Consider the following 12,938-nt stretch of genomic DNA (forward strand, 5'->3'; position numbering starts at 1 on the left):
TATTCGAATAGTTGTCGATGTTTTTAAATATATCGGAATGGAGTTTTTTTATACGTTCAGGAAAGTATAGACCTTTATCGGGCGCAATTCCTTTGATCACTGCTTCTTTAAAACTTACCTTAGGGGCCTTCTTGTTTAAACTATAGAATTGCATTATTTCTTGTGTATTATTTTTACTCCCAGTTCATTAATTCTACTCGTATAAACATGAAAAGGAATAGACGTGTTTTTATATATTTTTTCAATTGCTAATTTCACATTATCAGCTATTTGTTCACTTTTACTGAATGTGAAAATTGAAGGTCCTGACCCTGATATACCACCTCCAAGAGCACCTGCATCAACCGATGCTTTTATCACATTGTCAAACTCCGGAATCAATTTTGACCGATGTGGTTCAACGATATAGTCTTTCAGTGAATCTGCAAATAATTCATGATCATTTGTATGGAGTGCATGCACCAGACTTCCCACATTCGCCCATTGATGAATTGCTTTTTTCAAACTGACATGATCTGGCAAAATATCGCGGGACAAAGATGTTTTAATCTCTATCTGGGGATGAATAATGGTAGCGTACAAACCATCAATAGAAGGTAATTCGATGACTTTGATGGGCTCGGTTTCTTTGACCAGGGTAAACCCACCTAAAAGGGCAGGGGCTACATTATCAGCGATGGGTGCACCACAAGCTGCTCGTTCACCTTCCGCTGCAAAGGGAATCAGTTCATGATTCGTGAAGGGTCTGTTCAGCAGTTCATTAGCAGCAAAAACAGCACCAGCAGCACTGGCAGCGCTACTTCCAATGCCACTTCCCGGTTTTATCCTTTTGTCAATTTCAATGTCAAATCCAAAGTCAGGTTGCTCATTGAGGGCATCCAAAAGCGCCATAATGGCTACTCCTGCTACATTCTTTTCAGGTTCCATAGGAAGTGTTTCACCATGGATTTTACTTATGACAATACCTTTCTCTGATCTTCTTTTTAAGACCATGATATCTCCGACAGAATCCAGACAACATCCCATAACATCAAAGCCGCATGAAACATTGGCAATGGTAGCCGGAGCAAATACTTTTATTTCCTGAACATCCATAGCTTCTATTTATTTCCTGTTCTGATGATGTCGCCAAAAATTCCAGAAGCTGTAACCTCTGCACCGGCACCGGCACCTTTTATGATCAATGGTTGATCCTTATATCGATTGGTATAGAAAAGCACAATATTATCTTTGCCATCCAGGTTGTAAAACGGATGCTCTTTAGGAATGTGCTGTAAGCCTACTTTAGCTTTGCCATTTTTATAGGAAGCTACATATTTCAGTCTGCTGTCTGCTGCTTCGGCCTTCGTTCTGAGGTCCTCAAAATGCTGAGAAGCCTGCTTTAAAGTTTCCATAAAATCTGGAACAGTATTGGCATCTAAAGATACCTGAGGTAAAAACGAATCATTCTCAATATCATCAAGTTCGCAAGGCATACCACTTTCACGCATCAATATTAATATCTTTCGCATCACATCAATACCACTGAGGTCAATTCTTGGGTCCGGCTCCGTATAACCTTCAATACCTGCTTGTTCAACTACATTGTAAAATGAACTATCCGCCGAGAAATTATTAAAAATAAAATTCAAACTTCCGGAAAGTACTGCTTGAATTTCAGTGATTTCGTCCCCAGATGAAATCAAATTGTTTAAGGTATCAATAATTGGTAAACCTGCGCCCACGTTTGTTTCAAACAAGAAAGGAGCATTGTATTTTCTCGATAAATATTTGAGGTTCTTATAATTGTCCAGGCTTGATGAACAGGCAATTTTATTACAAGCAACCACCGCAATGCTATGCTTCAAGCATGCTTCATACAAATCGGGTACATCTTGATTTGCCGTATTGTCCACAAATACAGAGTTTCTCAAATTGAGCTCCTTCATTTTGACCATAAAGGCTGACATATCAGAGCTTAGTCCTTTTGCATCCAATTCATCTTCCCACTTTTCCAGATCTACCCCAGACGGATCAAACAACATTTTTCTTGAATTAGCGACTGCTACCACCCGTATATTTAGGTGAAGGTTTTCCAGAAGATACTTGTATTGAGAACGTATTTGCTCAACTAATTTTCCACCAACATTGCCAATACCCACTACAAATAGATTGATTTGCTTGATCTGATCCTCAAAAAAGACAGCATGTAATGAATTCAAGGCTTTTCTAACGTCCTTTTCATTAATAACCGCTGAGATGTTCTTCTCAGTTGAACCTTGCGCTATCGCTCGGATGTTTACATTATTGTTGCCCAGTTCTGAGAACATTTTTCCACTTATTCCCTGATGTGATTTCATGTGATCACCCACCAAGGCAATAATGGCCAGTCCGTCTTCAACAATTAATGGATTGACCTTGTGTTGAAGAATTTCAAATTCAAATGCTGCGTCAACGGCTTGTTTGGCCAATGTACTTTCATTCGAATCTATGGCGATACATATGGAATGCTCGCTCGAGGCCTGTGTGATAAACTTCACATTGATATTGTTTTGAGCCAGGGCTCCAAACAAGCGTTTGGAAATTCCGGGAACACCCACCATGCCGTTACCTTCTAAGGTGAGCAGTGCAATATCCCCAATATGACTTATTCCTTTAACAATAGAGCCAGAAACCAATGATTTTTCAGTGATTAAAGTGCCTTTGTCTTCGGCCGCCATGGTGTTTTTGATCAAAATAGGAATATTCTTATCCAGAACGGGTTGAATGGTTGGCGGGTACAAGACTTTAGCACCGAAATGCGAGAGTTCCATGGCTTCCTGATATGAAATTTCTTCAATAGGGTAGGCCTGTCTGACTAATTGAGGATTTGCAGTAAACATGCCACTTACATCCGTCCATATTTCTAACAGACTTGCTGATACTGCATTTGCAACAAGGGCAGCAGTAAAATCAGAACCACCACGTCCCAAGGTTGTAATTTCACCTTTGTTATTCGATGCAATAAATCCCGGAAGTATGTGCACCTGTGCGTCACTCTCCTTTATTTTTGCTTTTATATTTCCATAGGTCTTTTCTAATTCCACCTGTGCGTTTAAAAACTGGTCATCCGTCTTGATGCATTCACTGCTATTTACAAGTTGCGCTTTGATTCCTGCCTGTAACATGCTTTGGTGAATAATAAAAGATGATAGTTGTTCTCCTAAACTGACTATTCTGGCCGTTGTTTTTTCTGAAAGATCATTTAAAAGTGCCACACCATTCAGGATGTCCTTTAATTGATTTAGTTTTTTAGCTACCTCTGCTTTACAGACCGTTTGATTGTCATGATGCAATAAACCTTCAATTGTTTGAAAGTGTCGATCTTCAATTTCGTCGACGATGTCCGCATAGTTCACATTATTTTCTAATGCCTGTTGAGAGGCTTTGATCAAGAGATTGGTAACTCCCCCCAAGGCCGAGACAACAACCGCTGAAGCTTCAGATTTACTTTGGACTATTTGTATTACTTTTTTTATGTTTTCGGCAGAACCGACTGATGTTCCCCCAAATTTTGATACTATCATGGTATTTGTTTTATAAGCTAAATTGTATTTTGAACTTTATGGATGCATTTGTTCTTCGTGAATATGCTCCTGGTAGACGTAGTAATATATAAGAGAACCCCTAAAGGGTAGTAATAGTGAACGTTGCAGTCGTTGGACGACGGCGATTTGAAGTATGAATGTTAACTATTTCTTGCATGATGCAGCAAATATATATTTCTTTTTTTAATTGGTAAAGAATATTATATTTTTTTTAATTAAATCATACGTCATTAAAAATTACTTGATAATACTGCATTTTTTTTCACATATATCTATAAATTAAATAATCATTTTTACTTTAAATACGAATCATATGATGACGCTAATTTTCAGTACGTTCTGTATTTGTAACTAACAATCCTTATCTTTAATCAAATCTTAAACAAATAACTATGTCAAATCTTATTTCAGCAGTAACAGGAACCGTCAAAAATTGGTGGGTATTTTTAATCTTGGGTATTTTATTACTCATTAGTTCTTATTGGATGTTTACAACTCCGGTAGAAAGTTTTATCGGGTTGGCCAGTCTATTCAGTGCATTAATTTTTGTAAGTGGTCTCTTCAACGTATTTTTTGCCCTCACAAACAAAGAGGATATTGAGAATTTTGGTCTGTATCTCGCAGGAGGGATATTCGATGTGATCATTGGTTTTATTCTGTTGAAGTATCCAGGATTGACCATTGTTCTTTTTTCTATGTTTATTGGGTTTTGGTTGCTTTTCAGAGGATTTAATTTGATCTCCGTTGCCTTTAATCTCAAGAGTATTGGCGCTAGTGACTGGGGCTGGATTTTATTATTTGGAATTCTGGTTGTGATCTTTGCCATGATGTCGATCATCAACCCCTTGATTGGTGCCAGTTATTTAGTCTATACCCTGGCATTTACCTTATTGCTGCTTGGTGTCGCGAATATAACGCTCGCCCTGAGATTACGCAAAATCAAATCCAAGGCCAGTGACTTAAAAGATAAATTATCGTAAATTGATAAAAAAAAGGAGGCCGAAGCCTCCTTTTTTTTATTTAGACTCTTTGGTCTTATCAATTTTAATTGTCAGTTCATTTTTGTCTTTGTCCAAATCCAAAAAGATACTGTCATTTTCATTTAAATTGGCATTTACGATTTCTTCTGCCAGGGCATCTTCAATATACTTTTGAATGGCCCTTTTTAAAGGTCTCGCTCCATATTGTCTGTCAAATCCTTTATCAACAATAAAATCTTTTGCGGCATCACTTAATTTCAACTGATAGCCCAAACCTGAGATTCTTGTTAATAGCTTTTCTAATTCGATGTCAATAATGGCATGAATATCAGCTCTTTCTAAGGCATTAAAGATGATCACATCATCAATTCTATTCAAGAACTCCGGTGCAAAGCTTTTTTTCAAGGCATTTTCAATAACACTCTTGGCATTGGCATCCGCCTGTTCTTTCTTTGACGAGGTACCAAATCCAACTCCGGTTCCAAAATCCTTTAATTGACGTGAGCCAATATTTGAAGTCATAATGATAATCGTATGTCTGAAATCAATTTTTCTCCCCAGACTATCCGTAATATAACCATCATCTAAGACCTGAAGCAGCATATTAAACACATCTGGATGCGCTTTCTCAATTTCATCGAGTAAAACTACTGCATATGGCTTGCGTCTGATCTTTTCAGTCAACTGACCACCTTCTTCATAACCTACATAACCGGGAGGCGCACCAATTAATCTTGATATGGCGAACTTTTCCATATATTCACTCATGTCAATACGAACAAGTGCATCTGCAGAATCAAACAATTCAGTTGCCAGAATTTTGGCCAACTGTGTTTTACCTACACCGGTCTGACCCAGAAATATAAAAGAACCAATTGGTTTGTTAGGATCTTTTAAACCTACTCGGTTTCTTTGAATCGCTTTTACAACTTTGCTTACCGCTTCATCCTGACCAATTACCTTTCCTTTAATCAAATTCGGAAGGTCTTTGAGTCTTTTACTTTCTGCCTCTGCAATTCTGTTTACAGGGATTCCGGTCATCATGCTCACAACTTCCGCAACATTATCTTCTGTGACGGTTTCCTTGTGCAGCTTAGAATGCTCTTCCCAGTCGGTTTGAGCCGTTTCTAATTCTTTTTCTGTACGTTTTTCATCATCACGAAGCTTTGCTGCTTCCTCATATTTTTGACTTTTTACCACATCATTTTTGTGCTCCCTTATTTCTTCGAGTTTTTTCTCCAACTCAAGAACCGTTTTGGGCACCACAATATTTGTGATATGAATACGTGACCCTGCTTCATCCAGCGCATCAATGGCTTTGTCCGGCAGGTATCTGTCAGTCATATAACGATTCGTCAACGTAACACAGGCTTTGATCGCTTCGGGCGTGAACACCACATTGTGATGGTCTTCATATTTGTTTTTTATATTGTCCAGAATCTGAATGGTTTCTTCCACAGAAGTCGGCTCCACCATCACTTTTTGGAAACGTCTTTCCAAAGCTCCGTCTTTTTCAATATTCTGTCTAAACTCATCCAGGGTAGTGGCACCGATACATTGTATCTCTCCTCTGGCCAGGGCAGGTTTAAACATATTGGAGGCATCCAATGACCCTGTTGCGCCACCGGCTCCAACAATGGTGTGAATCTCATCGATAAAAAGGATGATATCATCGTTCTTTTCCAACTCATTCATCAAGGCCTTCATTCTTTCTTCAAATTGCCCTCTGTATTTTGTACCTGCTACCAAGCTGGCAAGATCCAGGGAAACGATTCTTTTATTAAATAAAATTCTGGAAACTTTTTTCTGAATGATGCGCAAGGCCAATCCTTCTGCAATGGCAGATTTACCTACTCCTGGTTCTCCAATCAGGATGGGATTGTTTTTCTTTCTTCTACTTAGTATTTGAGAAATACGCTCAATTTCTTGTTGTCGGCCCACTACAGGATCTAAATTCCCTGCTTCAGCCATCAAGGTCAGGTCCCTTCCAAAATTGTCTAAAACAGGTGTTTTTGACTTCTTTACAACCTTTCCTTTAGATCCCTGGTACGGGTTTTTTTGAGGATCGTTGAAGTCTTCAGGTGGTGTTTCGGCCACTGGAGATTCTGTAATATCTTCCTCCTTCGTTCCTGCAAATAATTCCTGAAAAACTTCTTTTACATCTTCATAAAAAACATCAAAGTTATGCAGTACTTTCGTGGTAGGGTCATTTTCGTTTCTTAAAATACACAGTAATAAGTGGGCAGTGCTTATCGCATCGCTTTTATATAACTTGGCCTCTAAAAAGGTGGTTTTAAGTGCTTTCTCCGCCTGCTTTGTCAAATGAAGACTTTTTTTATCATTGACCTCTGCCGAGGCTGAACCCACTTCATGAAGCAATTCTATTTTTTTTCTTAAAGCAGAAAAATTCAATTCGAAGGTGTTCAATATATCGTATGCTTCGCCCTTACCTTTTCGCAAAATACCAAGCATCAGGTGTTCTGTTCCTATAAAATCATGCCCCAATCTCAAAGCCTCTTCCTTACTATAGGCAATCACATCCTTTACTTTTGGTGAAAAATTATCGTCCATATGCTTGTTGTTTATCTTGTAAATTTAGTAGAAATTTTAACTTATTCATTACAAAAGTTATCAGCAACTTTTAACTTCATACTAAGTTACTAAAATTCAGTGAAATAATGCGGAAGTATTGTTAATAACTAATCTTAATAAAAACGGGGCTTGGCATCACTAAAAATAAGAATAATTGTATATTGCTCCTGCTAAAAAAAACGATTAAAAACGCTTAGATAATATGGCAGAAAACGATAAGATAATTCCAATTAATATTGAGGAAGAAATGAAATCTGCATACATTGATTATTCAATGTCTGTAATTGTTTCAAGAGCTTTACCAGATGTGAGAGATGGATTGAAACCCGTTCACAGAAGGGTGTTATTTGGAATGCATGAATTAGGGATAAAAGCAACCGGAGCTCATAAGAAATCTGCAAGAGTAGTAGGGGAGGTTCTTGGTAAATATCATCCACACGGAGATACCTCTGTTTATGATGCCATGGTACGTATGGCTCAGGATTGGAGTATGCGTTATGAATTGGTGGATGGACAAGGTAACTTTGGTTCTCCTGATGGTGACAGTCCGGCTGCAATGCGTTATACAGAGGTCAGAATGAGAAAGATCTCAGAAGACATGTTGGCGGATATCGAAAAAGATACAGTAGATCATCGTTTGAATTTTGATGACACCTTACAGGAACCAACGGTATTACCAACCAGAATTCCTAGTTTATTGGTGAACGGAGCCTCAGGTATTGCTGTAGGTATGGCGACCAATATGGCACCTCACAATTTAAGTGAAGTGGTTGATGGAACGGTGGCTTACATTGATAACAATGCTATTGAAGTTGAAGAACTTATAGAATATATCAAAGCTCCAGATTTTCCTACAGGTGGTACCATTTACGGATATGAAGGTGTAAAACAGGCTTTCCTGACAGGTAGAGGACGTGTTGTAATGCGGGCAAAAGCCAATTTTGAAGAAGTAAATGGCAGGGAATGTATTGTAGTTACTGAATTACCGTATCAGGTAAACGGATCGGAGCTTCTTAAAAAGACCGTGGATCTGATCAACGATCATAAAATAGATGGAATAGCATCTATCAGGGATGAAACAAGTAGAAAAGGAAGAAGGTTGGTATACGTTTTAAAAAGAGATGCCATACCTAATATTGTGTTGAATAAATTGTACAAGTACACGGCGCTGCAAACTTCCTTTAGTGTGAATAATATTGCCTTGGTAAATGGCAAGCCTGAGGTGCTGAACCTGAAAGATTTGATCGTTCATTTTGTAGACCACAGACATGAAGTAGTTATCAGACGAACAAAGTTTGAACTGGCCAAAGCGGAAGCAAGAGCACACATCCTTGAAGGTCTGATCATTGCCAGTGATAATATCGATGAAGTAATTAAATTAATTCGTGCCTCTGGAAATGCAGATGAGGCAAGAACCAAGTTAATCGACAGATTTGAATTAACTGAAATTCAGGCCAAGGCCATTGTTGAAATGAGGTTGAGGCAATTAACGGGTCTGGAACAAGATAAGTTAAGAGCTGAATACGAGGAGATCATGAAATTGATCGAAGATTTGAAAGATATTCTTGCGAATGAACCACGAAGAATGAACATTATCAAAGATGAACTTCTTGAGATCAAAGATAAGTACGGAGATGAAAGAAGATCCGTGATAGAATATGCAGGTGGAGAATTGAATATTGAAGATATGATCCCTAACTCAAAGGTGGTTGTTACTATTTCTCATGCCGGTTATATCAAAAGAACGGACCTTTCTGAATATAAAACGCAAAATAGAGGTGGTAGAGGTCAAAAAGGAGTAGCTACAAGAAATGAAGATTTCCTTGAGCATTTGTTTTCGGCCACAAACCATCAGTACATGTTGTTCTTTACGCAAAAAGGAAAAGTGTTCTGGATGCGCGTTTATGAAATCCCTGAAGGAAACAAAACTTCAAAAGGAAGGGCTATTCAGAACCTGATCAATATAGAAAATGATGACAAGGTGAAAGCCTTCCTGGTCACGCAGGACTTAAAAAATGAGGAATATGTGAACAGTAACTATGTGGTGATGGTCACCAAGAAAGGTCAAACCAAGAAAACATCGTTGGAGCAGTATTCCAGACCAAGAACCAATGGTATCAATGCGATTACCATCAAAGATGGTGATGAACTGCTCGAAGCTAAACTGACAAATGGAGAGAGTCAGATCATGATTGCTGCCAAGTCTGGGAAATCTATCAGGTTTGAGGAAGGGAAGACCAGACCGATGGGTAGAAATGCCTCAGGTGTTCGCGGAATCAGATTGAGAGATGATAAGGATGAAGTGGTTGGTATGGTTTCTATTTCAGACGATGACAGTGATATTTTGGTTGTTTCTGAAAAAGGATACGGTAAAAGATCGAAGCTTGATGATTACAGAATTACGAATCGTGGTGGAAAAGGTGTCAAGACCATTAATATAACGGATAAAACTGGAGAGTTGGTTGCTATTAAGAATGTGACTGATGACAATGATTTAATGATTATCAATAAATCTGGTATCACGATAAGAATGTCGGTTTCCGATTTACGTGTTATGGGAAGAGCGACGCAAGGAGTAAAATTGATAAATATTAAAGAAAATGATTCGATTGCTGCTGTAGCCAAAGTTAAAAGTGAGGAGGATGAGGTTTCGGAAATCGCTGATAATGAAATAAAAACTGATGAAAATCATGAAAGTAACGAACAAAATGATTAATTTTGCACGCTAATTAATCGATATATAATTTGTTAAATATTTAAAATGAAAAATCAAATTTTGTTGTTAGTAGCATTGTTTATATGTACTGCAACATTTGCTCAAAAGGATGAATTAAAAGCTGCTGAAAAAGCGATCAAGAAAAGTGATTATACAACAGCTATTGACCAACTTACAAAAGCAGAAGGGTTAATCTCAGGTGCGGATGATAAGACAAAAGCAAAGTTTTATTACTTAAAAGGTGAGAGTTATGCTGCTTTAGCAAAAACTGACCCAAGTGAGGCTAATTATCAAGCAGCTGCTGAATCATTCAACGCTTTATTTGACGTTGAAGAAACAATGGGATCCACAAAGTATTCTGTGATGGCTGAGCCAACATTAAACGCCATGGTTTCTGAAGTTTCTGCGAAAGGAATCGAATCTTATCAAAACAAGAACTATTCTGCTGCAAAAACAGAATTGTATCAAGTGTATAATATGAGTCCAAAAGATACCGTGTATCTGGAGTATGCTGCGAACGCCGCTTATTTGGATAAAGATTATGACAAGGCACTTGCTTATTTCACTACCTTGAAAGACATCGGTTTTACCGGTATATCAACTGAATATACAGCAGTGAATAAAGAGACAGGAGAAAGAGAAAACATGGGAACCGAAAACAATATGGACCTGATGGTTAAAACAGGAACGTATTCAGATCCTAAAGTAGAAACTTCTGATTCAAAACAACCAACAGTGATCAAAAACATTGCTTTTGTTTATGTTGAAAAAGGGGACACTGAAAAAGCCCTTGCCGCAGTAAGAGATGCCAGAGCAGTAGCTCCTGAGGATGTAAATCTAATTTTAACGGAAGCGAACCTTCAGATCAAATTAGGAAATAAGGATGAATTTGCGACGTTAATGAATGAGGCAATTGAAATTGATCCTACCAATGCAGCGCTATTCTTTAATTTAGGTGTGATTAGCGGTGAGCAGGGAGAATATGAAAAAGCAAAAGAATACTATAATAAATGTATTGAGCTAGATCCTACGTATGTAGATGGTTATATCAATTTAGGTTCTGCAATGTTAGAAGATGACAAAGCATTGGTTGAAGAAATGAACAAGAGTTTAAACAACTTCGACAAATACGATGAAATCAAGGCCAAGCAATCTGAATTGTATAAAAGTGTTATTCCTTTATATGAAAAGGCTTATGAGTTAAGACCTGACGATGTAGATACCATCAGAACATTGATGAGTTTGTATGAGAACACTGAAATGGATGACAAGTTCCAGACAATGAAAGAGAAATATGATTCTTTAAAATAATTGAATCTATAAAGTATTAAAAGCCATCATTCATTGATGGCTTTTTTTTTGTTCTTTATACATCAATCAATATCATACTTATAAAGATTTCCACCGATGCCTCTGAAGTTTTCGTCAGCAATCACCAGCGTCGAATCATTCATAAAAGTAATTGCTTCTTTTTGTGTAATCATGCCCAGGTCTATTTCTGAAACAGCTCCAGTAAAGAAATCATCCCCTTTCCAGTTTTTGAAAATCCAAATTTTATTAGACCCTAATAAGGCCATGACTTTCCTGTTGGGGCTGATGGCAGCTCCTGTAATCCAGCATTGATATTTACCCGCCTGACAGGTTTTAAACCTGCCTACTTTCTGTGCTTTCTGATTGGAGGCATAATCTTCCATTCTATACAAATTCGTATAACCATCAAAAGGTTTTGTTCTGTTTTTTGTAAATAAATACAGACGTCCTTTATAAAAAAGAAAGGCCTCAAGGTCATAATTTTTGACACTGTCTGTTGTATTATTCAAGTCCTGGTCAAAGAATTTAAACTTGATTATTTCAGCCTCTGTTTCCCTTGCTTTTAAATCTATTGGATTTTCAATTTTATAAACGGTAAGATCATTCCTGTTGTTTTTGTTGTTGCCGAAATCACCAATAAAAAAGTGTCCAAAATCATCCTGGGTCAAATCTTCCCAATCAATATTTTTTGCGTTTGTGATTTTCACAGACCTGTGAATCTCACCTAAGGAATCAATTTGATGAATTTCAGTACTGTTACCACTGTCATTGATGGCCCAAAGATTCCCATCTTTATCAAATTCAATGCCTGATATTTCACCGAGGTCAGGGCTAACAGAAAGGTATTTATTGTCGTAATTTAAGAAGGCTTTCCACAATAAGAATACTACAATCAATAAAATTGATATTGCAAATATTTTACGTTTTCTTACTTCCATAATTATTCTTATAAAATGTCATAAAGAGTTCCATATGAGTGTTTTAGAACAACTGCTTCATCACTCGCAGTTTATGGGTATGTCTATGGGTGTCTACATTGTAAATACCACTAGAATCCAGCCTGTCAATGCGAACCTTTCCATTGCAATGAATGATATAATTGTTGGCTAAAACAATACCTGTGTGAATGATTTCACCGTCTTCATTATCAAAAAATGCCAAATCTCCAGGTTCACATTCTTCAATAAAACTTAATACTTCTCCCTGACTTGCTTGCTGGTGTGCATCTCTAAAAAGTTGGTACCCGTTAATTTTATACACCATTTGAGTGAAGCCCGAACAATCAACACCAAAAACTGTTCTTCCGCCCCATAAAAAAGGCGTATTAACAAACTTATAGGCAGTGCTGACCAAATGATGTTTCGGCATTCTTCCAGAGAGAATATCCCCATCGAAGCTATAGCTCTTCTCACCAATTTTGAACTGACCGTTTTTGTATTCAGGCAAGCAGGCTCCAAGGGTTAGAATTTGTAACTGTTTTTTGTCATCTTCAATAAACGTCGCCATTTCATCCGAACAGGTAGTGTCCTCGTCAAGAACTTGCTGGTATGTTTCTTTGGATAACTCGGTTGTTTGCTTTTTTAAAACCCAACCTTCATAGAAATCATAATCCAAATGAACCTTTAGCCATTCTCCTTCATCGATCAGTACCTGAAAAGTTTCACCAAAAAGGATTTGAGAAACCATTTCACTTTGGTCAGAAGCTTCCTTCCTGAGTGCGATAAAATTCAAATGACATATACCGAATTCCATGTAGAGTCTTTAGTGATCTTT

8 protein-coding genes and 1 pseudogene are annotated in these 12,938 nt (G+C 37.6%); 3 read left to right on the plus strand and 6 right to left on the minus strand.

Features of this window, described 5'->3' with window-relative positions:
- The 3 genes and pseudogenes from ACR2MV_RS16125 to thrA all read right to left on the minus strand — a co-directional run.
- Positions 1 to 154: pseudogene (locus ACR2MV_RS16125) on the minus strand (threonine synthase); the annotation flags it as partial.
- Complete coding sequence (locus tag ACR2MV_RS16130) at positions 154 to 1,095, minus strand: homoserine kinase (protein ID WP_434023284.1); 942 nt, start codon at positions 1,093 to 1,095, stop codon at positions 154 to 156. The pseudogene ACR2MV_RS16125 and the gene ACR2MV_RS16130, both read right to left, overlap by 1 nt.
- A gap of 5 nt (positions 1,096 to 1,100) precedes the next feature.
- Complete coding sequence (gene thrA, locus ACR2MV_RS16135) at positions 1,101 to 3,545, minus strand: bifunctional aspartate kinase/homoserine dehydrogenase I (RefSeq protein ID WP_434023285.1); 2,445 nt, start codon at positions 3,543 to 3,545, stop codon at positions 1,101 to 1,103.
- Between the two features lie 413 nt (positions 3,546 to 3,958).
- Here thrA and ACR2MV_RS16140 point away from each other — a divergent pair, with 413 nt between their 5' ends.
- Positions 3,959 to 4,546 carry an HdeD family acid-resistance protein gene (locus tag ACR2MV_RS16140; protein ID WP_434023286.1) on the plus strand — a complete coding sequence of 196 codons (588 nt, stop codon included), beginning with the start codon at positions 3,959 to 3,961 and terminating at the stop codon, positions 4,544 to 4,546.
- Positions 4,547 to 4,582: 36 nt separating this feature from the next.
- Here ACR2MV_RS16140 and ACR2MV_RS16145 read toward each other — a convergent pair whose 3' ends face one another.
- Positions 4,583 to 7,117, minus strand: coding sequence for an ATP-dependent Clp protease ATP-binding subunit (locus tag ACR2MV_RS16145; RefSeq protein WP_434023288.1), 2,535 nt, complete (start codon positions 7,115 to 7,117; stop codon positions 4,583 to 4,585).
- A 223-nt stretch (positions 7,118 to 7,340) separates the two neighbouring features.
- Between ACR2MV_RS16145 and gyrA the strand changes: the two genes are divergently transcribed.
- The gene (gyrA, locus tag ACR2MV_RS16150; protein ID WP_434023289.1) at positions 7,341 to 9,854 is read left to right on the plus strand and encodes a DNA gyrase subunit A; all 2,514 of its coding nucleotides are present in this window, start codon (positions 7,341 to 7,343) and stop codon (positions 9,852 to 9,854) included.
- Positions 9,855 to 9,899: 45 nt separating this feature from the next.
- Entirely contained in the window at positions 9,900 to 11,165 is a 1,266-nt protein-coding gene (locus ACR2MV_RS16155) for a tetratricopeptide repeat protein (RefSeq protein ID WP_434023291.1), read from the plus strand.
- Between the two features lie 62 nt (positions 11,166 to 11,227).
- Here ACR2MV_RS16155 and ACR2MV_RS16160 read toward each other — a convergent pair whose 3' ends face one another.
- Both ACR2MV_RS16160 and ACR2MV_RS16165 read right to left on the minus strand, forming a co-directional pair.
- Positions 11,228 to 12,103, minus strand: coding sequence for a hypothetical protein (locus tag ACR2MV_RS16160; RefSeq protein ID WP_434023293.1), 876 nt, complete (start codon positions 12,101 to 12,103; stop codon positions 11,228 to 11,230).
- A 43-nt stretch (positions 12,104 to 12,146) separates the two neighbouring features.
- The gene (locus ACR2MV_RS16165) at positions 12,147 to 12,917 is read right to left on the minus strand and encodes an NlpC/P60 family protein (RefSeq protein WP_434023294.1); all 771 of its coding nucleotides are present in this window, start codon (positions 12,915 to 12,917) and stop codon (positions 12,147 to 12,149) included.
- Positions 12,918 to 12,938 lie beyond the last annotated feature (21 nt).

It is taken from the genome of Lutimonas sp. (assembly GCF_051011215.1).
Lineage (GTDB): Bacteria > Bacteroidota > Bacteroidia > Flavobacteriales > Flavobacteriaceae > Lutimonas.

Excerpts from the sequence above, each read along its gene's own strand:
- ACR2MV_RS16145 (WP_434023288.1), bottom strand. The coding sequence starts at position 7,117 with ATGGACGATAATTTTTCACCAAAAGTAAAGGATGTGATTGCCTATAGT.
- ACR2MV_RS16160 (WP_434023293.1), bottom strand. The coding sequence starts at position 12,103 with ATGGAAGTAAGAAAACGTAAAATATTTGCAATATCAATTTTATTGATT.
- thrA (WP_434023285.1), bottom strand. The coding sequence starts at position 3,545 with ATGATAGTATCAAAATTTGGGGGAACATCAGTCGGTTCTGCCGAAAAC.
- ACR2MV_RS16140 (WP_434023286.1), top strand. The coding sequence starts at position 3,959 with ATGTCAAATCTTATTTCAGCAGTAACAGGAACCGTCAAAAATTGGTGG.
- ACR2MV_RS16165 (WP_434023294.1), bottom strand. The coding sequence starts at position 12,917 with ATGGAATTCGGTATATGTCATTTGAATTTTATCGCACTCAGGAAGGAA.
- gyrA (WP_434023289.1), top strand. The coding sequence starts at position 7,341 with ATGGCAGAAAACGATAAGATAATTCCAATTAATATTGAGGAAGAAATG.
- ACR2MV_RS16155 (WP_434023291.1), top strand. The coding sequence starts at position 9,900 with ATGAAAAATCAAATTTTGTTGTTAGTAGCATTGTTTATATGTACTGCA.
- ACR2MV_RS16130 (WP_434023284.1), bottom strand. The coding sequence starts at position 1,095 with ATGGATGTTCAGGAAATAAAAGTATTTGCTCCGGCTACCATTGCCAAT.